Here is a 23856-nt window from a genome sequence, read left to right as displayed (position 1 = left end):
TTCCACTTGTACCAAACAGAAATACACGATATTATCATGCGTCAAATGACGCAAGGAGGAATGTTCTCATGGAACACGGCACAGTTAAATGGTTCAACGCTGAAAAGGGTTACGGCTTTATCACACGGGAAGATGGCAGCGATGTTTTCGTTCACTTCTCAGCTATCCAAGGCGACGGTTATAAGACCCTCGAAGAAGGCCAAGCGGTAACGTTTGAAGTCGAAGACAGCGATCGTGGCCCACAAGCGGTTAACGTTAACAAAGACTAATTAAAGAAACCATTGACCGACTGCATTCGATGCAGTCGGTTTTTATTTGTTGAGCGCGAACGGGAGCGCTTAGAAATCGGAGTGTAAGTGGCCTCAGACCTAAAATGGCTGGTCTTTGGCCATTTAGGTCTGTGGTCCTTACACGTAGATTTCTGCGACCGTGAGCGCGTTATGGCGTGAGCCAGGAGCTGATTCTCTAGCTTTTCGTAAAAAAAACAATGTTTCGTAACATCAGAGCCATTGGTCCATGGTAAACTAATCTATAACAAAATCATCATCTTTGGATAGGGCTAATGGAGGCTGGGGCGCGATGTTAAAATTTGAAGAAGTGGCACCTGAGGCAAGGATTCAATATTTAGATCTCCTATTGGTGGGGGATGAAGATCCCGCCATGCTTAGTCGCTATTTAAGTACAGGGACACTTTTTGCCGCGCTTGATGATCAGGTGCCGGTCGGCGTCGCGATGGTTGTTCCAGTAGATGAGCAGACGATTGAATTGAAAAATCTTGCGGTCGCGCCTGCGCGCCGCCGTCAAGGCATTGCGTCCGGCTTATTGCGGCACGTGGGCTTGGTATATGCCACTCAGCAGTATCAGGAAATTTTGGTGGGCACTGGCGATGTTGATTTTGATAATCTCCGCTTCTACATGCGACGCGGGTTTCGGTTGGATTCGATTCGTAAACACTTTTTTGACCAATACAGCCAGCCTGTCTATGCTGATGGATTGAAGTTGCAGGATATGCTGGTTTTACGGCGCAAGTTGTTACTGACACGTGAAAATGAGACGAAGGGGTAAAGGCCATTGGCGAAAAAGCGCCGCCGTTTTACATTGAAAAAGATTCCGCTGGCTGCCTGGCTCGTTCTGGCGTTTTTTGCAGTCGGGGCAACGTTGGTGGTCGGTTCATATTGGTCACAGCGTCAAGCTGAAGTTTCACAACAGCAGGCCATTATCGATAAGAAAGCGGCCGAAAAGGCGAAGAAAGAGGCTTTCATTAAGCGACTGGCACCGACAGCACAAGCCATGCAGAAACAGTATGGCGTTTTGACCAGTATTACGTTGGCACAGGCGATTCTTGAATCCGACTGGGGCACAAGCACATTGGCCAAAGATTATCACAATCTGTTCGGCATTAAAGGAACGAATCCTGCGAACACCAAGGTGCTACGAACCAAAGAATATGTCAATGATAAGTGGATTACGGTTGATGGACGGTTTCGGGTGTACAGCGATGATACGGCATCAATCCGTGATCACGCGCTGTTATTTGTCAACGGGACTGATTGGAATCCACAACAGTACGCAACCGTGCGCGCGGCCAAGGATTACAAATCGGCAGCATCGGCTCTACAGACAGATGGGTATGCGACCGATCCTGATTATCCGCAAAAGTTGATTCATCTGATTGAAACTTGGAACCTGACGCAATATGACAGCTGAATGTTCGTATTTTAATGTTTGCACAATCCCTGTTGTTTGGCTTTAATAGCCCCAAATCACAGGGGTTTTGTTCTCTTACTGTCGTGAAAGCGGCTACTTGTCTCGTTCGGGAATTGCCGAAGCTATATTGTTCCACAACGTTTTTTATGGTAAGCTTGTTGAAAATTTACAAATAGAAGGAGTGCTTGTGGTGAAATTACTGGAAGACCGGATCAAAAAGGATGGCCAAGTTATCGGAACAGATGTGTTGAAGGTGGATAACTTCCTGAATCATCAAGTCGATCCTGATTTAATGGCCGATCTGGGTAAGGAATTTTACCGGCGTTTCAGCAATGAGCCGATCACCAAAATCCTTACTGTTGAAAGTTCCGGCATTGCCCCTGCGATTGCAACGGCGATGGAGTTTCACAAGCCGCTTGTGTTTGCCCGCAAGCACAAGAGTCTGACCTTAAAGGATCATCTGTACACTGCCACGGTTTATTCATTTACCAAAAAGACTTCCAATGAAATTGCGATTTCCCGCAAGTTCCTTTCCGCGGGCGACAATGTGCTGATTATTGATGATTTTTTGGCGAATGGCCAAGCGGTTGAAGGGTTGATGGAGATCATTGCCCAAGCCGGCGCAACGTTGAGCGGCGTTGGGATTGTCATCGAAAAGACCTTCCAGAAGGGCCGCAAGTTGTTGGATGACAAACATGTCCGGGTTGAATCTTTGGCAAGAATCAGTGCGTTTGAAGATGGCCACGTCATTTTTGCACCGGAGGACTAAGCGCAAACATGAAAAGTAAAAGCATTTCCAATCCAAAAGCGGCGGCACTGGGTCTGCAACATCTGTTAGCCATGTATTCGGGATCGGTGCTGGTGCCGATTCTGATTGGTGCCTCTTTGCACTTTACTTCAGAGCAGATGACCTATCTGGTTTCGATTGATATTTTTATGTGTGGCATTGCTACTGCTTTACAGGTATTTGGCAATAAGTATTTTGGTATCAAATTACCGGTTGTTTTAGGTTGTGCGGTTCAGGCGGTGGCGCCGCTGATCATGATCGGGCAGAAATTTAATTTTCAAACGATGTATGGTGCCATTATCGTTGCTGGTTTATTTGTCTTTCTGATTGGCGGGGCGTTTTCAAAATTGCGCTTTTTGTTTCCGCCGCTGGTGACCGGCTCGCTGATTACGGTTATCGGATTATCGTTAATTCCGGTCGCCTTCCAGAATCTTGGCGGCGGCTCCACAACGGCCAAAGATTTCGGTAACATGACGAATCTGCTGGTCGGAACGTTCACGGTGTTGCTGATTCTGGCCATTAACGTTTGGGGCAGAGGCTTTTTGCACTCCATCGCCATTCTGGTCGGCTTGATTGCCGGTACCGTGTTAGCCGGCTTTTTCGGTTTGGTTAGTTTCCAACCAGTCATTGAGGCTAGCTGGTTCCATGTGCCGACGCCATTTTATTTTGGGGTGCCGCATTTTGAATGGAGTTCGATCGTCACGATGATTCTGATTTCGATGACGTCGATGGTTGAAAGTACTGGCGTTTTCTTTGCCTTAGGTGATATCGTTGGGCGGAAAATCGAAGCGGACGATCTGAAACGTGGCTATCGCGCGGAGGGCTTGGCAGTCATGTTAGGCGGTTTGTTTAATACCTTCCCGTACACGACCTTCTCGCAAAACGTCGGCTTGGTGCAGCTTTCAGGGATTAAAACGCGAAAACCGGTCATCTATTCGGCAATTTTCCTGGTTATTTTGGGCCTGTTACCAAAAATCGGTGCGCTGGCCACGATCATTCCGGCGCCGGTTCTTGGTGGCGCGATGCTAGTGATGTTTGGCATGGTGGCGGTTCAAGGCATCCGGATGCTGCAACAGGTTGATTTTGAAAATGATAAGAATCTGTTGGTTGCTGCCATTTCGATCGGACTAGGCTTAGGGGTGACCGTTCAGCCGCATATCGTCCAGTTTTTGCCTAAGACCATTCAACTGCTTTTCGGATCGGGCATTTTGATGACCAGCTTAAGCGCCGTGCTGTTGAACTGGATTTTCAATTCACCTAGCCGAACACCGGAAATGCCGATTGATCGCGGTTTAAACGAAAATGATTCAGATAAATAAAGTCAAAGCGAGGAACAAATGTGACGCAATTTATTAGTCCAGGAGCCACTATTGGCATCATCGGCGGTGGAGTTTCAGCTTTTCGCATGGCTGATACCGCCAGTCTGATGGGCATGCGTACTGTGGTTTTGGCACCAACGCAAACCGATATTGCGCTTGAAAAAGCCGATATTCCATTGGTAGGTAAGTCAGATGACCGCACTGCGTTAAAGGAATTGACGCAAATGAGTACAGTGATGACGTTTACCGACGAGAATGTGGACGGCGCAATCTTAGCGGAGTTAGCAACCGCGAGTCAATTGCCTTCAGGAAGCGACATTTTGACGGTAACGCAGGATCGTTATCTGGAAAAAGTCTTTCTTGACGATCTCAACATGAATATTTTGCCTTATACCCAGGTGATCACGCCTGGCGATATCAATGAAGCGATTGATACGATTGGCTATCCCGCCTTATTGAAGCCAATTCAAAAAGGGATGGGGGTCGATCAGCAGTTATTGTTGTCGACACCGGATGATGTGGATCGCGCTAAGCAACTGTTACAACAACGTCCGTATATTTTGGAAGCCTATTTGCAGAACATCAAAGAGGTGGCCGTGATGGTGGCAAAAGCCGGCACGACTATTCGCATCGGTCCGGTCATTCAAAATTATTTTGACCACCATCAGCTCAAAGCTTCATCGGTGCGCGCTGACGTTGATCCGGCCGTTATTGTGGAGATCCGGCGCATTGCCGAAAAAATTGCCAAGAAACTTGACTATACCGGCATTTTCAGCCTTGAGTTCTTCTTGGCGACTAATGGCACGTTGTACGTCAAGCGAGTTTACCCGGGGCCAAAGTTATACGGTCATCTTATGCAGAGCACCAGCGACATTTCCGAATACGAGTTACATCTGCGGGCCATTCTTGGTTGGCCGTTACCGGAATTGGAACTGGCTGAGGACGGGGTTGGTATTCCGCTCCGGCAAAAAGATATGGATGCGGTGTTGACGCAAATTCAAATCAAGCCTGACTGGCGCTTCGCTTTCTATCCGAACGGCGGCGAGTTAGTCGGTGAAATTGAAATCGTTGGCGATTTGAAGGCAATCAAAGACAGTATTAACGCAACCGGACATTTTGTTATTCAGTAACGTTTTTATCAAGCTACAAGGTTTCGGATTGACCAATTAGTGGTTATTAATTGGCTGGATCTGAGCCTCATGGATTCTAAAAGTCGTGCTCACCTTAGAGGAGGAAAAAACCTGTGATTCCGCGTTATAGTCGTCCTGAGATGGCGGCAATTTGGTCAGAAAAGAACCGGTATGCTGCTTGGCTGGAGGTCGAAATTTTGGCAGCCGAAGCTTGGTCTAAGTTAGGGGAAATCCCAGCTAGCGATGTCAAAGCCTTGCGTGCCAATGCCAAATTCGATGTTGATCGGATTCATGAAATCGAAACCGTGACCCACCATGATGTGGTCGCCTTTACCCGCGATGTTTCCGAAAGCCTTGGACCGGAGAAAAAATGGGTTCATTTTGGCTTAACCAGTACCGATGTGGTCGACACGGCACAAGGTTACTTATTGAAACAGGCTAATCAAATTCTGCGGTCGGATCTGGACGCTTTAAAAGCCAGTCTGGCCAAATTGGCGAAGGACCATAAAGATACGGTGATGATGGGGCGGACGCATGGTGTCCACGCTGAGCCAACGACATTTGGTCTCGTGGTCGCGACTTGGTATTCCGAAATTAATCGGGATATTCGGCGGTTTGAAGACGCCGCAAGTGATGTTGAGGCAGGTAAAATTAGCGGCGCGGTGGGCACGTTTGCCAATACGCCGCCAGCGGTTGAAGCTTATGTGACCAAGCAACTGGGCATTCGCGCGCAGGAAATCTCGACGCAGGTGCTGCCACGTGATCTGCACGCGCATTACATTCAGACGTTAGGATTGATTGCGACATCAGTTGAACGTTTTGCCTTGCAAATTCGCCATATGCAGCGCACGGAGGTCCATGAGGTCGAAGAACACTTCAACAAAGGCCAGAAAGGTTCCAGTGCGATGCCGCATAAGCGTAATCCGATCGGTTCAGAGAATGTCTCAGGGTTAGCCCGCGTCATCCGCGGTTACGAAACGCCAGCATTAGAAGACGTTTTACTGTGGCATGAGCGTGATATTTCACATTCCAGTGCCGAACGGATCATGCTGCCGGATGCAACCGGCCTGTTGGATTATATCCTGCACCGCTTTACCAGCATCCTTGATCATCTGGACGTCTTCCCGGAACGAATGAAGGCAAACATGAATTTGACACACGGCTTGATTTATAGTCAGCGGGTCATGCTCAAGCTCATCGAAAGTGGCCTAAGTCGTGAGCAAGCCTACGATCTGGTTCAGCCAAAAACGGCAGTCGCCTGGGATGAGCATCGTGATTTCCGGCCGTTGCTTGAGGCAGATCCTGAAATCATGGGCCGCCTGTCCAAGGCCGATTTGGATGACGCCTTTGACTATCATTATCATCTCAAGCATGTTGACGAAATATTCAAGCGCGTTGGATTGGCATAACCTCCTGCCCGCTACATGTTTTAACAAGTGAAAACTTAAAACAAAACCGGCGCTAGACAGCAATTTGTCTAGCGCCGGTTTTTGACTTAAAGTACAGAGTTCAGATGAGTCAGGCTATTTGGTAATGGCATTCAAAGACAATACCGGTGGCTGTTCCCACGCATTTTGCGGATTGGCGCTTAAAAGCGATTGATCCGTGGTCAAGACAAGTAGGCAGCTGTCGGTTTGCTGCAAGGCGCGACTGGCTTCGGTTAAAAAGGAACGGGTGACTTGTGGATCAAACACTTCAGCACGGCCGCTTAGCAGCAAATAACGTTTTTTACCCACTAAGCCACGATAAAATTGCAGGTATAGCCGTTGCATGGTGTCCAATGTAGCAGCTGGCTGATCGAGAATTGGCGAGTTACTATTCAACCATTCCGGCAAAAAATCCGTGTTTTTGCTGTGCCCATTAATATACAGATTATTGCGGACGCTGAGATAATCCAGAATACCTGTATCACGGCTGCTAATGAATGCAAGTTGCTTCAGCAGGCCACCGCTCGCAAAGTTCTTGATATATTGGTCGCGCAAGTCATTCAGCGATGCCTCGTCTGGCACGTACAAGTATTGAATCGTTTTAGGGGCAAAAAGCTTCGCGAGGTTTTCACGATACACATCAAGTTGTTTTGACCGAAATAACATAGATATCTCCTAACGCGGCATGACCCGTCGCTTACGAATCATTGAAAGCGGGGTCACTAATCCAAGATTGGTGATGAAAATCACGGCCATTCCGCTACCTAAAGTTGTTAGGAAGCCCGTTGGTTGGGTGATGTCGTCAGTTCTACCGCCGTAATAAAATAAAGTTTCACGAGTAAATCCGGTTAGGTGACGGGCAAATAATTGCCGAAAAGCCCGGTTCATATCCACACTTTGATAGCCTTCCTGCAGCAGATGGCCAAAAACGGAGCGGTTCGCATTGGTTAGAAACTGGATCAATTGGTCGTTAAACAGAATGATCAAAAAGACACTGATCATAAAACTGATCCAGAAACTAAAGAAAGCTTCAAAAGCATACTGCAAGCCAATGGACATACTGCTTTTGCCTACTAAATAAAGCGCGTCGGTTTCAGAGCGGCGATGATGCCATAGCCAAGCCATGCCGATCAGCCAGCAGATACCATTGAGGATCATGACCCGATTCAACAATGATTGCGCAGACTGAACCATTTTGATATGTGCCTGACCAACCTGCGTACTCAGCAGAATGGCTTCTTTATTTTGATCGCCAAAAGAATTAAGACGCTGCAGAAATGCCCCTTGTGCGGATTGATCGATCATTTCACTCGTCATCAGCATGATGCTGATCAAGCAGAACGCAACCGACAGCAGCATCATCACAATGTAGTAGCGGCGATGATAACGGAAACCCGAGAACGTTCGCTCAAAGAAATGCATCTACCCGTTCACCTCACAAGCAGTATAAGCAAAGAATTTGAACAAAGTGTGAACTTAAAGCGTACATTCACTATGTTATTTGATTTGTTTGGTCCTAATATCAACCGTTTCGGAGCTGCTAGATTCGGATTCGCTTGCAGACGAATCGGTTTGTGCCTGGACTTTTTCAGGGAAATCGGTGATTGGCTGGGTGTCATCGGCTAATTCAGGAGCATCGGTTTGATAGAGGTTGGTGGTTGATTGGTCATTATTTTTACTGTAGAGACTGGTGCTCTTGCTGCCGAGACTGTGTTCGAGCGACAAGACCTTGCTTAGACTCTGGTTGTAGTCATACTGGCCCGGATTAACCGGTTTGAACCCCAATGGCACATAGAAACGTAACAAATTACGATTGGCCACATCGTCAGAGAGGCTTAACCGCGTATCAACCGATTTCTGGTCTTTGGTGATGGCCGCCTGCAAAGTAGGGGTCATGGTCACGAGTTTGCCGGTTGTGTTGTCATAAACCTTGCTGCCTAAAACGGTGTATTTCGGCGTCACAAAATTGTGGTTCCTAAACGCAACAACATCATCATGCTGGCTCGAAAGCAGATCCGTGCCAAACTGAACATAGCGTTTACTGCTGATGCCCAGCAAGTGCAGTAATGTTGGCAAAACATCGATTTCACCGCCATACGTATTGTTGATACCGCCTTTGAGGCCTGGCATGTGGAAGATCAGCGGAACCCGCTGTAACTGCGCATTATCGAATGCTGTCCACTTGCTGGGATCTTTACCTAATAACGGTGCCAGGGTCGTATTACGGTCGTTACTGATCCCAAAATGGTCCCCATAAAGCATCACCAATGAATTCTTTTCCAAGCCGCTGGTTTTCAGATAATCGAAGAATTCGCGTAACGCCTCATCCAGATAATGAGCCGTTTTAAAATACCCGTTGATGGTCGCATCGTCGGTTCCGGCATCGGGAAAGTCAGAATCTGCCTGGGTAATATAAAAAGGATTATGATTACTGGTCGTGATGATTTTCGTGTAAAACGGCTGTTGCAAGTGTTCTAAATATTTAGGTGTTTCAGCCAGCATCAGCTTATCTTTGATGCCGTATTCCGTAGCCGCTTTTTCGTCATGATTATAAAAGTTGCCGGAAAAGTAATTGTCATAGCCAAGACTTTTATAAACATTGTCCCGGTTCCAGAAGGAGGCAGAACCACCATGAAAGACCGCGCTTGTGTAGCCGGCGCGCTGTTTAAGAATAGCCGGGGCGCCTTCGAAGGTATTTTCTGTGCCGAGACTGCTGAACAGTGAGCCGTTAGCAATCCCGAACGTGCTGGTTTCCAACATGTTTTCTGCGTCACTGGTTTTACCGAGGCCGACCTGGTGGAAAAAGTTGTTGAAACTGAGTGTGTCCTTTTCTTTTATGAGCGAATTGAGAAACGGCGTGACTTCCTGGCCGTCAATTTTCTGGCCGATCAGAAACTGCTGGAAACTTTCAAGGTGAATGATAATGACATTCTTGCCCTTGGCTGCTCCGTAATAACTGGCATTGGGTTCGGCGTAATGAGAGCGGGTGTATTGCAAAACCGGATCGAGATTGGCACTGTCTGCCTGGGCGCGAACCTGATTGTTCTGGGCAGTTTTGGCGGCATCATAGATGGTAAACGGAGCCAAACCTAAGTATTTGACAATGTAATTGCGGTCAAAGGTCCGGGTCAACAGCTGCGGACGATTCATTTCACTGGTAGCAGTGAGCAAGGCAAAAAAGGCCACACCAAACACCGTTACTGCTTGCGGTAAGTGGAAAGGCATGCGGCTGGCATCAAGCGATAAGCCAAAATGCGGCCATTTCAGTGGTTGATTGTGGATATAGCGCCAGATGTTCCAAATGCCATAACCCAGATAAGTTAGCGCAACTAGGACAATATCCAGCACATAAATGATGTCATGTGGCTTCACCATGCTTAGCGAACTGGCACCAAGTCCCTGGCTGACTTTTGAAACGCCGAGGATGGTGGTTACCGTCAGAAAATCAGTGAACTCACGATAGTAAAGGACGTTAGCGAGCAATAATAAGGTACTCAATATGTAGACAATGATGCCGAGCAGGTAACCGCGGCGGGCATGTTTTGGATAAAGTCCCAACGAGAGCAAAATGATGCCAGTGCCTAAGGGGTTGAGGATGAGCAAGGTATATTGCAGCGGGTCATTTAGGCCAAGCGAGAAATCAAAAAAATAGCCGAAAAGGGTTTTAGCCCACAATAAAACAAGCAGGAGCGCCAAAAAGCCGATCCGGGTGTTGCGAAGCCACAATAAAAGGCGATTGAGTCGTAACCGTTTCAAAGCGGTAACTCCTTTCCACTTTGTTCTTTGTCATTGTACCCGCAAATAGGCGTTTGCACAAAGAGAGCGTGAACCAGCCCGGTTAGAAACCGGAGCATAAGCGGCCTTGGGTGAGATGGCCGGTCTTTGGCCATTGCGACCAAGGTCCATACACACAGGCTTCTGTGCCAGTGAACGAGTTGTGATGTTGTCAGGCGACATTTTCGCACCGAAACAGCATACCGCAACTGAGTCAAATTCAGTCAAGACTGGCCGATTCTTATGGAGTCTTTAAAAGTTAGTGAAATCCAGATGTACTGTGGGTATCCGGTAAGTGGTTTGCTACAATGACTACTGGAGGTAACGTGATGCTTTTTCTGGGGCCATTTTACAATTGGATTAACAGCACATCATTAAGCCGCGTCAACCATTTTCCTTTGGTGCGGCTGGTGGTTTATAGTTTGGACAAAACGATCCTTTACCTATTAATATTTGCGGCATTACGGTGCTTCTGGCTGCTAACGACTCACCGGCGCACATCATTTGGCCATGAGCTTAAACTGGGCCTGTTTGTGGGCTATCTAATCTTACTGTTTGCGTTGACAGTTTTCCGTGATGTTTATTACCCATGGCAGTTGACGTTTCATTGGGATCGACCGCTTTCAGTGATTAACTTACAGCCACTTGTTGAAACATTGAAGTTGCGGCAAGCGGCGAGTCATTTTGATCTATGGTACCAATCACTGGGGAACATTGCCTGGTTTATGCCATTAGGGTTTGGCGTGCCTTGGATCAGTACACATCGGCGACGACTGGGTTCTGCCATCGGAATCGGATTGGTGACATCCCTGAGCATTGAAACGCTGCAATTCTTGCTGATCAGCGGGGTGGCCGATATTGACGACGTGATTTTTAATTTGATTGGCGCCATCCTGGGTTACGGTTTTTACCGCATGTGGCATCTACATCGCTAACCGGTGTCGAAAAGATTTTTGCGTACCGAGTATCGATTAAACCAAAAGTTCTCTTAGTTTTCTAACTGATTTTTTGGTTGTTTTGCTACTGGAAAACCGATAGAATACTAGCCTGTATTCTATTTTTAGCTTAACGATACGATATATAGAAAGAGGCGCGTTATGGTAATTTTACTTGCGCTGATCCCGATGTTTGCCTGGGGCTCCATTGGTTTGGTCAGTGGAAAACTTGGAGGCAATGCGTATCAGCAAACTTTGGGAATGACGTTTGGCGCGCTGGTTTTCGGCGTTGGAACCTTGCTCGTCATGCACCCGGCGCTAGATAGCAAAACCTGGCTGCTTGGTATTATTTCCGGGCTTTTTTGGGCGTTGGGCCAAGGTCAGCAGTTTCAATCAATGAAGTATATGGGTGTCTCGATGACCATGCCCATCTCCACCGGCATGCAACTCATTGCGACCACACTGGCTGGCGCGCTGTTGTTTCACGAATGGCATAACGGCAGGGATGTGACGCTTGGTATTTTAGCGTTGGCGTTACTGATTATTGGTGCCACGTTAACGTCACGGCGCGAACAAAACGATGATGTCACGTCTGCGTCCGGCGTGTCCAAAGGCATCCGGACCTTGCTGATTTCCACAGCCGGATATGCCGGGTACACCATCATCGTCAATGCAGGGCAATTAGGGGCACTGGCAGTCGTCATGCCGCAATCTGTGGGGATGATTATTGGTGCTTTATTAATGAGTATTGGCCATCAGCCTTTTGCCAAGGCAACTGTGAAGAATATTTTAACTGGGCTGCTTTGGGGCACCGGGAATGTTTTCATGCTATTGTCCATGGCGAAAGTCGGGTTGGCGGTTTCTTACTCGCTTTCACAAATGGGGATCGTGATTTCGACATTTGGTTCCATTTACTTACTCGGCGAACGCAAGACGCACAAGGAAATGATTTGGGTCAGCTGGGGCTCGGCACTCGTCATTCTCGGCGGCGTTGTACTGGGCATCATGAAAGCAAAGTAATCTGATGAGAAGTTGCCAGATTGCTTGCTTTTTTACAAATTCAATTTTAAAGTTAACTTGTTAGAGTGTGAATTTGAACAGCGCCTTTTGCTGGTTAAAATTTTGTTTGGAAGCGGTGCCGCAATCTTTTTATAATGGCGGTCAAAGCAAAAGTTTTGTCAGCGATTGACGTATTTAGAGGAGGAACGCACACGATGTCGTACATCAAATTTGATTCATCTAAGCTGGACAAGTTCGTTCATGCCAATGAGCTTGAACAGATGCAGCCGTTGGTAACTGCAGCTGACAAGGAATTGCGTGAAGGAACCGGTGCCGGTAAGGATTTTCGCGGTTTTCTTGATTTGCCGGTTAATTATGATAAAGATGAGTTTGCCCGGATCAAGGCAGCAGCCAAGAAGATTCAGGGCAACTCACAGGTCTTCGTTGCGATCGGGATTGGCGGTTCTTATTTAGGCGCACGGATGGCCGTTGATTTTCTTTCCCAGACCTTCCGTAACCTTGATCCTGATCTGAAGTTCCCAGAAGTTTATTTTGCCGGCAACTCAATTTCCGGTACTTATCTGGCTGACTTGCTCGACATCATTGGTGATCGCGACTTCTCGATCAATGTCATCAGCAAGTCCGGTACGACAACCGAACCTTCAATTGCTTTCCGCATTTTGAAGGCCAAGTTAATTGAAAAGTATGGCAAGGAAGGCGCCAAGGAACGCATCTATGCCACAACCGATCGGGCCAAGGGTGCCTTGAAACAAGAAGCTGACGCTGAAGGCTACGAAGAATTCGTTGTGCCGGATGATGTTGGTGGCCGCTTCTCCGTTATGTCTGCGGTGGGTCTGTTACCAATTGCCGTAGCTGGCGGCGACATCGATGAAATGATGCGTGGACTCGGCGATGGTCGCAAAGCTTATGCATCTGCTGACTTGAAGGAAAATGAAGCCTATCAATATGCTGCTTTGCGGAACATCCTGTATCGCAAAGGCTACACCACCGAATTGCTGGAAAATTACGAACCAACGCTTCAGTATCTGGGCGAATGGTGGAAACAATTGATGGGTGAATCTGAAGGTAAAGACCAAAAGGGGATCTATCCTTCAAGCGCCAACTTCAGTACCGACCTTCACAGTCTAGGCCAGTACATCCAAGAAGGCTTGCGCAACTTAATGGAAACCGTTGTTTGGGTTGAAGAACCTAACCGCGATCTGACCATTCCAGACGACGCCCAGAACCTCGACGGCCTCGGCTATCTCGCCGGCAAGAAGATGTCATTTGTCAACCGCAAAGCCTATGAAGGTGTTGTTTTGGCACACACCGATGGCGGCGTTCCGGTTATGACCGTTTCCATTCCTAAACAAGATGCCTACACCTTAGGCTATCTGATCTACTTCTTTGAAGCGGCCGTTTCAATCTCCGGCTACCTGAATGGTATCAACCCATTCAACCAGCCAGGCGTTGAAGCATACAAGAAGAACATGTTCACATTGCTTGGTCGTCCTGGGTATGAGGATATGACGAAGGAATTGAATGCACGGCTGTAATAGTGAGGGTTTGCGCGTTTTAAGATGATTTAGAAATAAAGCTCCAGAACCTGTTGTAATTCTCAATGGTTAACTTTTGGTAAACCATTTGGAGTTGTCTACAGGTTTTGGAGCCTTTTTTATCCACTCATTTATTGAGGTATTTTTCAAATCGCCGATGATTTTCCTGCTTTTTTCTGCTTTTGTTTGTAAGAATGAACTGACATACTAAAATCGAACTTTTTGGATTTTAAATGTCAGTAGTTCAAGCGTGTGTTCGGATTATGTCGAAAAATAAAAAGCCCATTGCTAGGCTTTTAACGTGATTTGTGTTTATTGAACGGTAGCTTTGAATTTGGCAGCATTTGAGAAACTCATAAATGGGGCAAATTGCAATTCAAATTCACCCAACTTTGCAGTACCAAAGTTTGCCACTGCATCAATTGACTTGCCAGCTGCAACAGAATCCATGGTGTTTGTATTGGCATATGATTCTAGTTTTTTACCATCAGGGCCATAGACTTCAAGGTCGGTGCCAACGGGAACTTCTTTGTCAGAGCCGTTCTTGATCGTATAAGTGACTTTGATGACATTTGCTGGTTTCGTGTCATCAAACTCATTACGCTCGTCCGTAGTTGCCACACCAGTTAAAGTATAAGTGACTTTGTCTACCGTGGCGGATTCACCAATTTTATGAAATTCAGATTTCTTAGATGCTACCTGACTAGATTTCGCATTATTTGAACCTGATTTTCCACTTGTTGATCCGCAAGCTGATAAAGTTAGCAACGCCGATACTGCGGCGACTAAAACAAGGCTTTTCTTCATTTTTGTCCCTCCAAAATTTTCAGCTTTTAAAGTCATCAGAATTTGGACTAGTGGGTGTGGTTGTCTTAAAAAAGATCTATTTGATGTTCACCAGAAAGTCGGATTAAAAATCAAAGTTACCAGAAGATTAAGCGCTTACAAAACTTCTGGAAAACCCCTAACTTGCGATACATCTTAAGGGCAATGTGTAAATAGACTAAACTAAAGATAATTTAAGAGCTTACAAACTGGCAAGCAAAGTGGGTTAAACGGCAGATTCGATTGACGAAAAAACCATATCTGATCGAACAAACGATTTTGATTCCTTGGCCAAATCCCAATTACTCCGCATAATCCATCCGCACAATTTCAAGCGGCTCTGCCAAAAAGTCGTCAATCCCCGCTAGAAACTTTTGAAAATGCGCCGTTTGGTTATGTAGTTCGACAGCTGCGGCGTCTTGCCAATGCTCGATGATTTCATATTTGTTGGGGTCGGTGAGGCTTTGGAAATGATCATAGCTAAGATTGCCAGCCTCGGCACGCGATCCTTCGACCAGCAGACTGATGAAGTGACGATACTTGTCCGTCAGCTCCGGCTTTACCTTTAACGTGACATTAATGACTTTCATTTGAATCCTCCTAAGGGGTTTGGGTTTGTTGTGGCGTAATGTATTGACAAAGGCGTTTAAAGAGACGCCTTAACATAATTTCATTATACCCGATTACTAGCAATTTACCGCGTCATAATTGTTGCAAGTGGGTGAGATCATAGCTGAATGATTGGGCTGTGTCAAAAGTGATTTGGAACATCACAAACGAACCCACTTCAACAATTGAAAATGGCCGAAGAAAAAAGCCGTACGGACAAATGTTGTCTAACGGCTTTCAGTAAAGGATTCTTGTGTTTTAGTTTTTGGTACTGGTACCATCTGCGTAATTGATAGTATATCCTGGTTCAACGTTGAAGATATAAACGTTGAATCGAACTGTGTCGTCGCCAACGCTTTGCGCCCGCATTTGGACGCCACGGGCAACGAGCTCATTGCCGCGGAAGATTGGCTTGACTTCATAACGTACGTAATGCTGGCTGTTTTGTTTAAGGTAGTAAGCGATGTCCATTTCATGAGCCAACATGAGCGGACTATTAAGCGTTTGGGTTCCCGTCATCAGGTTCTTAGGATTGTTATTTTCGCCAGTCAGCTGGTAACCGATCAGATGGCTGCGATTGTAGAGCCATCCGTGTGCTGTCTTTTTGTTATGCCAGCCGGTTGGATTCCAGGTGAGGGGTTCACGTTTGGCTGAGGGCATCAGCGATTTGTTCAAAAGTGCATTCGCATCGGTAACGCGATTTTGGCTGTCTAAATCGCTGTAAGTTGCCCAGGCACCTTTTGCTGTGGAAAGGTCACTTTTGTTAAAAGCGGGGTCATTGTTGTTGACGGTTATTTCTTGTTGGCCGGTGTAGTCAAGACTAGCTAAGTTGCTGGTATCCGGGGAACTGCTCGGGGCCTCTGATGCTTTTGCTTCTGGTTCCTGCTTGTTTAAGGTTGTTTTGAGTTTGCTGACCTGTTCACGTTTGTCAGTGATCGCATCGTCAAGGCTGCTGATAGCTGACGCGGTTTTCTTGTTAAGCTTGGTCTGACTAGCCACCGGATCGACCACTGTTTTGGCTGATTTCGAACTGCTTTCAGAACTGCAGCCAACTAACAGGACACCCAGAACAACTAAAGGGGTGAGGTATTTCATTAACTTTCTTTTCATCATCGCAGCGCCTTTCGATAACCTGCCGCTTGTGCTTCGGCTTCAGTGTTGAAATAGACGGCATTAGCAGAATTCATACGATAACCGGCCTGTCCGGGAACATGATAGATCTTGCTACGGCTATTGCCGACAATTGTTCCCTGATCGCCTGTATTCATATCGCCTTGATTGGTCGGTGCTTGCTGCTGGGTTGTGGCAGCTTGTTGTTGCTGCTGTTGTGCTGCAGATTTCTTTGCTTCTTCTGCCTGCTGTTTAGCCGCCGCAGCTGCTGCGGCGGCTTGGGATGAAGAAGCTGCCTGTGCAGATGACGCCGCGACTTTGCTGGCTGATGCTTCCCGGGACGCTGATTCTGAAGCTGCCGAAGATGCTGATTCTTCAACGGCTCGTGATGATGAGGCACGGGCGTCAAGCTGGTCTTCCAGCTTGGTTTGTTCCTTCTTCAGTGCCTTTAATTCTGAAGACTTCTTAGCCTTGGCTGCTAACAAAACCTTGCCACGTGCTTTTTCCGATTTTAAAAGACTTTTCTGCTTTGCAGTCAGTTTCTTGGTGGTTGTTTGCGCTGATGAAGCTGTTGATGGTTTTGTGTCGACCATCGGACTGCCCACAAACATGAGCACAATGCCGCCGATCAATATAATAAGGTTGAAACGTTTCGTTAATGGATGCTTGCGTTGCCGCACCAAACGAATCGTGCCCCAGACTGTACCAATCAGTCCGAGCATGACAAATAAATTGCCCAGTATTGACATTTTTCTCCTCCAAATTCCCTAGTGACAATTGTACGAATATTGCGATTAAAAAATATTCGTATGAACTTATTTCTAAAGTTTATTTTCCCAGAAAAAAAGCCCAACGGCAAGCGTCGGACTTAATTTTTGACTTATGACTGCGTCGGATTCAATTTATGACTTTACAACGTCAACATTGGCATAAAGATTGGCGATAATTGCCAGCATGTCTTTTTCGGTTCGTTCCCAGCTGATTGTTTTCAGATAAGCTTGGGCTTTTTCAATATGCTGTGTGATCGTGTCAGGATTTGCACATGCTGCCTGAAGCGTTTTGGCAAGATCACGCTCATCAAGGTGACAAGAGAAGTAGGTATTGTCTTTCAAGAAGTAACTGCCAGTACCTTCTTTGAAATCAATCAAAGGAAGACCGGCGCTCATCATTTCGTAAGGAACCAAGGAGAAATTAGTCATCGAGGTTGCGATGCCGAAATCAGCTTCATGATAAAGCTGGTTAAGCTCTGGCGGTGTTAGCTTTCCGAGATTCTCACCATTGATGAAACGCTTGCTACGCCCCGTACCGAAGTATTTGATTTTTAGATCAATACCCTTAGCACGCAAGATGTGGCGGCAATTTTCAAGGACAATTTGAATCGTGACAGGCGCCCGTCGCGGACTGCTCCATTTGGTGTAAACAGCTAACGTAATTTGCTGCTTTTTTTGATACGGAGCAGTGTCACGTTCTTTAAATGGATATCGGGCAACATCAACCGGAAAATTGATGACGTCAATTGGACTATTGACCTGGCAATGCGTTGTGATCATATGTGCGCACCATGGACCAAGCGTCACCATGTGCAGGCCGAGGCTATACGTACGTCGCGCCATCTGGTAGCGGTCACCATAAGGGTAGAAATACGGTTCGTAATCCTGGACAAAGTACATCTTATAGCCGGGTTTATTTTTAATGATGTAGACCGATTCCCATAAAGTGGCGATCCAAATATCGGATTGGTGCGATTCGAGTTCACCCATCGGCAGGCATGTACCTTTATAGCCGGGGTAATTAAATTCAGCATTTTGGATCATTTCGTCTTGGCTTTGCGGGACATAGCTGAGGTAATAAACGTCATACCCCGCGTTGGCTAGGAGCGTGCCTAAATGTAACATGGTTGTTTGGCCACCATCGTAACCAATGATCCCAGTTGAAACAAACGTTATTCGATTACCGCGCGGCTTAGTCTGATCGGCCGGCCGGTCATTGAAATATTTAAGTATCTGATTATACTGATGAATGCTGCCATCAGGGGCATCATTGAATTTAGTTTTTGCAGGTTTCACAGCCGTTCCTCCTATCGATTGGCATACTGAGCATGTAGGCCGCAAGCAGAAAAATTGGGTAGAAAAAAGAGGCCTGGTGCCACTGCCATTTTTACAGCAGCGGTACCCGTTTAATGAAAAGATTCTGCGAAGACCTAATGTTTAATTTAGTTTACATAATAACCGTAAGTCAAATATTAAAAATTTTCAAGTTTGCCCGGATCAGAGTACGTGAATGAGCGCGGTTATAAGTCGGTTTGGAGGAGAGCTCGACCATTGCGACAGAGGCTTCTACATGCTGACTTTCGTGCGGACAATCGTATTTCAGAGCTGTATGATTAAAAAGTCTAAAGACATCATGAGGGTTATACAGAAAACTTAGAAGATAGCCAATATAAAAATCCTAATAAATGCTTATCTTTACCCTTGAAGAGGCCTGTGCTAGTGTGAGAGTATCCATATCAATGAAAGAACAGGTGAAGTTATGTTAACGATTGGTGTCATGGGCTTGGGCTCAATTGCCCGAAAAGCATATCTACCGGTTTATGCTCAAATGCAAGATCAGGTGCAATGGCTGTTGAGCACCCGCGATGAAGATAAATTACAACAACTATCAAAGCAGTATGGACTGGCTGCGGCGGGAAATTCGTTGGAAGCGTTAGACGCAAAGCAGCTTGATGCCGTCATGATTCATACGCCAACAGAAACTCACTATCAATATGTCAAACATTTTTTGGAAAAAGGTATTCATGTTTTTGTCGATAAGCCGTTGGCAACTGACATGGGACAGGTTAATGAACTTTATGACTTGGCCGAATCCCAGCACGTGATGTTGACGGTCGGGTTTAATCGTCGGTTTGCCCCGATGATTCAGGATCTGGCTCAAGTAGCAGATAAAACCGGTGTGCGCGTGGATAAGAACAGAATTGACGCACTTGATGACACAAAACACGCCTTGTGGGATCTCTTCATTCATCCAGTGGACACAGCGCTTATGTTGGCAGGTTATCCTGAAAAACCAAACACGCGATATGCGTTGCATACAACTTCAGATGGTCAACTTCAACAGGCAAGCGTGACCTTCACAGCCCCTGGCATTCGCGGGGAGGCCGGCATCGACTTGCAGGCTGGCACCAATCTTGAAGAAGCACAAGTGGCAGCTCCAAGCGGTGTCCAAAGAGTGCAGAATTTGGATCAGCTAGTTGTTTACGGTCGTGGTGGTGCTTCACAGACCTTTGCCCCGAACTGGCAGCCAATGCTGGAGACACGTGGCTTCGCTTCAATGGTTCAGGCTTTCGTACAGGCCGTGGCCGATCCTGACGGCAAGAATCCGGCATCGCCTGCGACCAGTCAGTTGGCACATGCAGTTGTCGCAGATCTGGTTAATCAGATTCAAGAATGATCGCTATTTTCATGGATTGCTAGCTGAGAGACTTTTAAAATAGAGCAAACTAGCAGGTGTCCACTCTACTTAGTTTGTCATGGGGGAAACAAGATATATGTATCAAAAATCGTTTATGGAAATTGCCAATGAAGAAGCGCGTGCCAATGTTAATGGATCAGATGGCGGTCCTTTTGGGTGTGTCATCGTCAAGGATGGGAAGATCGTGAGTCGCGCTCATAATAAGGTTTTGGTCGACCATGATCCGACTGCACACGGTGAAATTACTGCCATCAGAAAAGCTGGGCAAGCGCTGGGAACTCATGATCTGTCCGGTTGCGAGCTTTATACTTCGGCGATGCCTTGTCCGATGTGTCTTAGTGCGATCATCTGGGCCAATATCAAACAGGTTTATTATGGCAACACGGCGGATGATGCTGCAGCGATCGGATTTCGGGACGCGGCCATCTATAACTTCATTAACGATGGCCTGAAAGGGAAGATGCTTACATTGAGCCAACATGATCGGGACATGACAATTGGTGCCTTTAAAGCGTATCAAACAGCCCAAAAGAAATTGTATTAGTTGCGAGTGATGCCATTTATTTGAAGATGCGGCGCGAACGATGTACCAGGCTACGGATGGCTTTGTGTTGGTCGACAAATGGCTTTGTACTGGCCAAAATACATACTGGCCAAAATACAGTTGACTTTTCCAAGGTTTCCTGTAGAATAGTTTGGGTACGATAAAGCGCCACTCATTGCCCGTTGGTCAAGGGGTTAAGACGCCGCGTTCTCAGCGCGGAAACACGGGTTCGAATCCCGTACGGGTGAGAAATAGAAGCAACCAGATAAAACGGAACCCTCAAAATGCCTTTATAACGGCGTTTGGGGGTTCTTTTTTATTTGGTAGCAAAAGTCGCGATGCTTTTTCGGCACAGACACTGCCTTCTGCTAATCCAATGCTTGCTCATGGAGACCTCTGAACTTGATTTAGCGTTACAGAGTAAATGATAGCGATGAGAAGACGACATCTCCTTGACAACTGTTTTATCATAAACAATGTAGGGTTCTTGCATATCACGCAGAACCAAACGATTGTAAATGGAGGCGACGGCATCATGCAATATCGAATTCAACTCGATACTAAAAACCAGTTGTTTGTGGCGATTGATGCGCATGACCAGAATCATTTTGGGACTGGTCGAACGATTGAACAAGCCATTCATAATTTAAAAGCGACAAACAAGGCCGCATAATAAAACTCCATCCGTCGTTGGCATGAACTTAACTGCCAATGGTGCGGATGGGGGCTTTTTTTGTAGTCGGTACTGAAAATTAGAACCTTACTGATAGCGAACCAAGTCGTGGCGAGTTTTTAGCCAGATAGAGAGGAGAATAGCGACTAAGGTGAAGACGCCGATGGCTGCGATGATGAAAAGACTGCGGTAGCTGAGCCAGTCAATGACAAGGCCACCAAAAAGCGGCCCGAGTGCCCGGCCAACGGATCCCCAGGAGTTTACGAAGCCTTGATAACGGCCTTTGATGGCGCGGGGTGTCAGATCATTGACCAAGGCGGGAATCGCAGGGGAGGCGGTGGCTTCGCCGGTGGTTAGCGCAATCATGGCGATGACAAAGAAGCTATATGTCCGCGCAGTGATGAGGATGAGGAAGGATATGGCGACCATGACAAGGCCAAACAGGATTTGGTAAATAATGCGGATCCCATTCACATGTTCATTGAACCAATTCAAAAAGAGTTGAATGACCACAATTAGCGCAGCGTTGAGCGTCCATAAGAAGCTGTAGTTGCGCAGCGGGATGCCGAGGCTTGTCATATATACCGACAAGTTTGAGGACCATTGTTGGTACATCAACCAAAAAACCAGTAGTGCAAAGAAGAAAGTCGTCAGCATCAATTTGTTTGCTGCGGGTAAAGATGGCTTCTCTGCTGTTGCGGTAACTTCTTTTGGCTGGGCTTGGGGTATTTTTGCAGCTGGCCGAAACTTTGTGAGCACGACTGTGAAGAATAATGAATATAAAATGACGGCAATTAAGAACAGTAAGGTTACGCTGATATCATAAACAAAACCGACCAGCGCCGTTCCGATTACAACGCCGACATTTTGGGCGAAATATAACATGGTAAAAACGTAGCGACCGTCTTTTGAGCGCAAACTGGTTCCCAGCGAGTTGACCATGGTGATGTTCCAGCCGGATCCGATACCGAGTAAGGTAAGCCAGATGCAGTAGGCAGGCCAACCATGCCAAACAGTCAGGCCAATGAGTACAAGTCCGGTGAGGCCGACGCCAAAAAGGGTTAACCGGTATGGATCTCCCTGATCGTACAGCCGTCCGCCAACAATGCTGCCGATGACGCTACCCAGTGAGTTCAGCAACAAGACAATCCCGATGACCGTTAACGAGATGCCGAGACGATTATGTAGATAAATACTGGTTAGTGGCCAGATGAAGCTCATCCCAATGCTACTTAACAGTGCTCCTGTAAGCAGCCAGCGTAGCCTGATTTCGTGCGCCATCAACATTGCCTCCTTACCTGATTAATTACAGCCACTGCCGAATTTGGCAATAACGCAATAATGTCATGGTACGTCAAGCCTTGGCATGGGGTCAATTGCGTTTTTACGAAAAGTAGCGTTTTTGCACCAACAGAGAAAATAGCCAATATGAAACGATAAAAAAACATCCTCGCGCACAAAAACGGCAAGAATGTTTTCTAATTGACGGATTCGAAATTCATTGAATGCGTGGTACTTATTTTGCTTAAAAAACGTGACTAAAGATTCTTGTCCATGTTGAAGGTGAGCTTTGATAACTTCAGACTTTCCATGACATAATCGTTAATTAACGCCTTAGTCGCTGCCTTAGTGTGGGCAACGATTTTATAGTTGGCTTCGGTTAGATACTGGGTCAATTCTTTGGCACCCAATTCTTTGGCGCCTTCGTCAAAGGACTGAAGCATTTCACGATAATCACGGTTGAGTGCCGTCAGATAATCGCGATCAGCCTGAATGAACTGGGTGTAATGCGCTTCTACCAACACGTCGAGCAAGCGATGCAGCCAATAAGCGGAGTCTGCATCAAGATCAAAGGTTTTCGGCGTTTTCGAGTAGCTAGGATCCGTGTCATTGGCGTTGCAGTAAAACGGTACATATGGACTGAAGGATGGCATGCCGATTGCCAGCCACATGATCGCAGCCAAGCCTTCCTGAACGTCACTGCGCAGTTGCAGGATGTGGGAATTCTGGGTGCGGTTCAAGCCGATCGGGCGATAACGGAAGCGGTCAGCATCAGCGCCGTGGCCATAAGGATCAAATGGCGTCTCGTTGTAGTGGCTGCCAAGAATCTGGGCAATATCTTCACGAGTGATCAGATGGTCAGTCCGCATGATGAACGGTAAGTCGGCTGACTCAGGATCTGCCTCGATTTCCGGATTGAGCAGCTTGTGACCGTACCAAACCCGCGGCGTGTTGTAGTGACGGTCTTTTTCGTTCATGGTGCCGAAAATGTGGCGGAAGTTCCAGCCTTCTTTGTCAGTATTGAGATGATGCGCTTCAACAAATTCCTGAATGCCTTCGCTCCAAGCAAAATTGTCGGTGTCTTCGAAGTCGACCTGCTGAATGGCAACTTGATTGGCCGCAATGGCATAAGCATCGTCCGGGATACGCTGAGCGACCCAGTGATGGCCGGTGACGATTTCCATGTACCAGACACTGTCTTTATCGGAGAAAAGAACGGAATTACCTGCAGGCGAACCGTATTGTTTGATCAGCTGGCCGAGGTATTCAACGCCATGGCGCGCGGATTCGATGAATGGCAGCACCATGTTGACGATCAGATCTTCATCAAGGCCGTCTTTGACAAGCGGATCGAAGCCCAACGCCCGTTCGTTACCGTACGTACTTTCAGTTGCGGACATTGCGACATTGCGCTCGTTGATACCACTTTCTTCGTAATCGCCGAGCTTATCGTTTTCGACATTGGGAACGGCATTATAGCGATAACCATTTTCCGGCAAGTCCGCTTCAAACCCATTAAGCGGTGACTTGACGTGTAATGATTTTTCGCCTTTCCATCCAGCGTGCATATAGAAACGTTGCGGTGTCAGGGGACTAAACGTATCATCGTTACGAGCGATCATCGTTGAACCGTCGATACTGGCCTTCTTACCAACCAGAATCGAAGTGCATGCAGATTCAATTTTCATTCTTGCGCCTCACTTCTTAAGTAT

Annotated in this window: 23 protein-coding genes and 1 tRNA gene; 14 read left to right on the top strand and 10 right to left on the bottom strand. The window is 46.8% G+C overall.

The window, feature by feature from the left end; translation table 11 throughout:
- The first annotated feature begins 68 nt into the window (after positions 1 to 68).
- The 7 genes from GSO_RS03415 to purB all read left to right on the top strand — a co-directional run bounded on the left by GSO_RS03415 (position 69) and on the right by purB (position 6352).
- Positions 69 to 269, top strand: a complete 201-nt coding sequence (locus GSO_RS03415; protein WP_003566521.1) for a cold-shock protein — start codon at positions 69 to 71, stop codon at positions 267 to 269.
- 310 nt (positions 270 to 579) lie between these two features.
- Positions 580 to 1065, top strand: coding sequence for a GNAT family N-acetyltransferase (locus tag GSO_RS03410; RefSeq protein ID WP_010488969.1), 486 nt, complete (start codon positions 580 to 582; stop codon positions 1063 to 1065).
- Positions 1066 to 1071: 6 nt separating this feature from the next.
- Positions 1072 to 1707, top strand: a complete 636-nt coding sequence (locus tag GSO_RS03405; RefSeq protein ID WP_010488967.1) for a glycoside hydrolase family 73 protein — start codon at positions 1072 to 1074, stop codon at positions 1705 to 1707.
- 190 nt (positions 1708 to 1897) lie between these two features.
- A complete protein-coding gene (locus GSO_RS03400) occupies positions 1898 to 2476 on the top strand; it encodes a xanthine phosphoribosyltransferase (RefSeq protein WP_010488964.1) in 579 nt (192 codons plus the stop codon).
- Between the two features lie 8 nt (positions 2477 to 2484).
- A complete protein-coding gene (locus GSO_RS03395; RefSeq protein ID WP_010488962.1) occupies positions 2485 to 3813 on the top strand; it encodes a nucleobase:cation symporter-2 family protein in 1329 nt (442 codons plus the stop codon).
- A gap of 20 nt (positions 3814 to 3833) precedes the next feature.
- Positions 3834 to 4943 carry an ATP-grasp domain-containing protein gene (locus GSO_RS03390; RefSeq protein WP_010488961.1) on the top strand — a complete coding sequence of 370 codons (1110 nt, stop codon included), beginning with the start codon at positions 3834 to 3836 and terminating at the stop codon, positions 4941 to 4943.
- Between the two features lie 113 nt (positions 4944 to 5056).
- Entirely contained in the window at positions 5057 to 6352 is a 1296-nt protein-coding gene (gene purB, locus GSO_RS03385; RefSeq protein WP_010488960.1) for an adenylosuccinate lyase, read from the top strand.
- A 114-nt stretch (positions 6353 to 6466) separates the two neighbouring features.
- Here purB and GSO_RS03380 read toward each other — a convergent pair whose 3' ends face one another.
- The 3 genes from GSO_RS03380 to GSO_RS03370 all read right to left on the bottom strand — a co-directional run bounded on the left by GSO_RS03380 (position 6467) and on the right by GSO_RS03370 (position 10126).
- A complete protein-coding gene (locus tag GSO_RS03380) occupies positions 6467 to 7036 on the bottom strand; it encodes a hypothetical protein (RefSeq protein ID WP_010488958.1) in 570 nt (189 codons plus the stop codon).
- Between the two features lie 9 nt (positions 7037 to 7045).
- On the bottom strand, positions 7046 to 7792 hold the full coding sequence (locus tag GSO_RS03375; protein ID WP_010488956.1) for a hypothetical protein: 747 nt from the start codon (positions 7790 to 7792) through the stop codon (positions 7046 to 7048).
- A 75-nt stretch (positions 7793 to 7867) separates the two neighbouring features.
- Positions 7868 to 10126: an LTA synthase family protein gene (locus GSO_RS03370; protein ID WP_010488954.1), complete on the bottom strand. Its 2259-nt coding sequence runs from the start codon at positions 10124 to 10126 to the stop codon at positions 7868 to 7870.
- 347 nt (positions 10127 to 10473) lie between these two features.
- On the opposite strand from GSO_RS03370, the gene GSO_RS03365 reads away from it, so the two are divergent.
- The 3 genes from GSO_RS03365 (at position 10474) to GSO_RS03350 (ending at position 13634) form a co-directional block, all read left to right on the top strand.
- Entirely contained in the window at positions 10474 to 11079 is a 606-nt protein-coding gene (locus tag GSO_RS03365) for a VanZ family protein (RefSeq protein ID WP_010488953.1), read from the top strand.
- A gap of 162 nt (positions 11080 to 11241) precedes the next feature.
- On the top strand, positions 11242 to 12099 hold the full coding sequence (locus tag GSO_RS03360; protein WP_010488951.1) for a GRP family sugar transporter: 858 nt from the start codon (positions 11242 to 11244) through the stop codon (positions 12097 to 12099).
- Positions 12100 to 12293: 194 nt separating this feature from the next.
- Complete coding sequence (locus GSO_RS03350) at positions 12294 to 13634, top strand: glucose-6-phosphate isomerase (protein WP_010488949.1); 1341 nt, start codon at positions 12294 to 12296, stop codon at positions 13632 to 13634.
- Positions 13635 to 13946: 312 nt separating this feature from the next.
- Here the strand turns inward: GSO_RS03350 and GSO_RS03345 are convergent, their stop codons facing one another.
- The 5 genes from GSO_RS03345 to GSO_RS03325 all read right to left on the bottom strand — a co-directional run bounded on the left by GSO_RS03345 (position 13947) and on the right by GSO_RS03325 (position 18244).
- Entirely contained in the window at positions 13947 to 14441 is a 495-nt protein-coding gene (locus GSO_RS03345; protein ID WP_010488946.1) for a DUF4352 domain-containing protein, read from the bottom strand.
- 320 nt (positions 14442 to 14761) lie between these two features.
- Entirely contained in the window at positions 14762 to 15049 is a 288-nt protein-coding gene (locus GSO_RS03340) for a putative quinol monooxygenase (protein ID WP_010488944.1), read from the bottom strand.
- Between the two features lie 277 nt (positions 15050 to 15326).
- On the bottom strand, positions 15327 to 16181 hold the full coding sequence (locus GSO_RS03335) for a DNA/RNA non-specific endonuclease (RefSeq protein WP_029345509.1): 855 nt from the start codon (positions 16179 to 16181) through the stop codon (positions 15327 to 15329).
- The gene (locus tag GSO_RS03330; RefSeq protein WP_010488939.1) at positions 16178 to 16927 is read right to left on the bottom strand and encodes a sunset domain-containing protein; all 750 of its coding nucleotides are present in this window, start codon (positions 16925 to 16927) and stop codon (positions 16178 to 16180) included. The genes GSO_RS03335 and GSO_RS03330 overlap by 4 nt, the downstream gene beginning before the upstream one ends.
- 153 nt (positions 16928 to 17080) lie before the next feature.
- The gene (locus GSO_RS03325; protein WP_010488937.1) at positions 17081 to 18244 is read right to left on the bottom strand and encodes a glycosyltransferase family protein; all 1164 of its coding nucleotides are present in this window, start codon (positions 18242 to 18244) and stop codon (positions 17081 to 17083) included.
- 463 nt (positions 18245 to 18707) lie between these two features.
- Between GSO_RS03325 and GSO_RS03320 the strand changes: the two genes are divergently transcribed.
- The 4 genes from GSO_RS03320 (at position 18708) to GSO_RS18065 (ending at position 20863) form a co-directional block, all read left to right on the top strand.
- Positions 18708 to 19625, top strand: a complete 918-nt coding sequence (locus GSO_RS03320; protein WP_010488935.1) for a Gfo/Idh/MocA family protein — start codon at positions 18708 to 18710, stop codon at positions 19623 to 19625.
- Positions 19626 to 19722: 97 nt separating this feature from the next.
- The gene (locus GSO_RS03315; RefSeq protein WP_010488933.1) at positions 19723 to 20190 is read left to right on the top strand and encodes a nucleoside deaminase; all 468 of its coding nucleotides are present in this window, start codon (positions 19723 to 19725) and stop codon (positions 20188 to 20190) included.
- A 176-nt stretch (positions 20191 to 20366) separates the two neighbouring features.
- Positions 20367 to 20438 (top strand) — tRNA-Glu (locus GSO_RS03310).
- 287 nt (positions 20439 to 20725) lie between these two features.
- Positions 20726 to 20863 carry a hypothetical protein gene (locus tag GSO_RS18065; RefSeq protein ID WP_010488931.1) on the top strand — a complete coding sequence of 46 codons (138 nt, stop codon included), beginning with the start codon at positions 20726 to 20728 and terminating at the stop codon, positions 20861 to 20863.
- Positions 20864 to 20950: 87 nt separating this feature from the next.
- On the opposite strand, the gene GSO_RS03300 is transcribed toward GSO_RS18065, so the two are convergent.
- Both GSO_RS03300 and GSO_RS03295 read right to left on the bottom strand, forming a co-directional pair.
- Positions 20951 to 22144, bottom strand: a complete 1194-nt coding sequence (locus tag GSO_RS03300; RefSeq protein WP_010488929.1) for an MDR family MFS transporter — start codon at positions 22142 to 22144, stop codon at positions 20951 to 20953.
- Positions 22145 to 22401: 257 nt separating this feature from the next.
- Positions 22402 to 23832, bottom strand: a complete 1431-nt coding sequence (locus GSO_RS03295) for a C69 family dipeptidase (protein ID WP_010488927.1) — start codon at positions 23830 to 23832, stop codon at positions 22402 to 22404.
- Positions 23833 to 23856: the final 24 nt, after the last annotated feature.

Origin of the sequence: Lacticaseibacillus zeae DSM 20178 = KCTC 3804 (assembly GCF_000260435.1) — a bacterium.
GTDB classification, from domain to species: domain Bacteria; phylum Bacillota; class Bacilli; order Lactobacillales; family Lactobacillaceae; genus Lacticaseibacillus; species Lacticaseibacillus zeae.
This window is presented reverse-complemented; position numbering and strand designations above follow the sequence as displayed.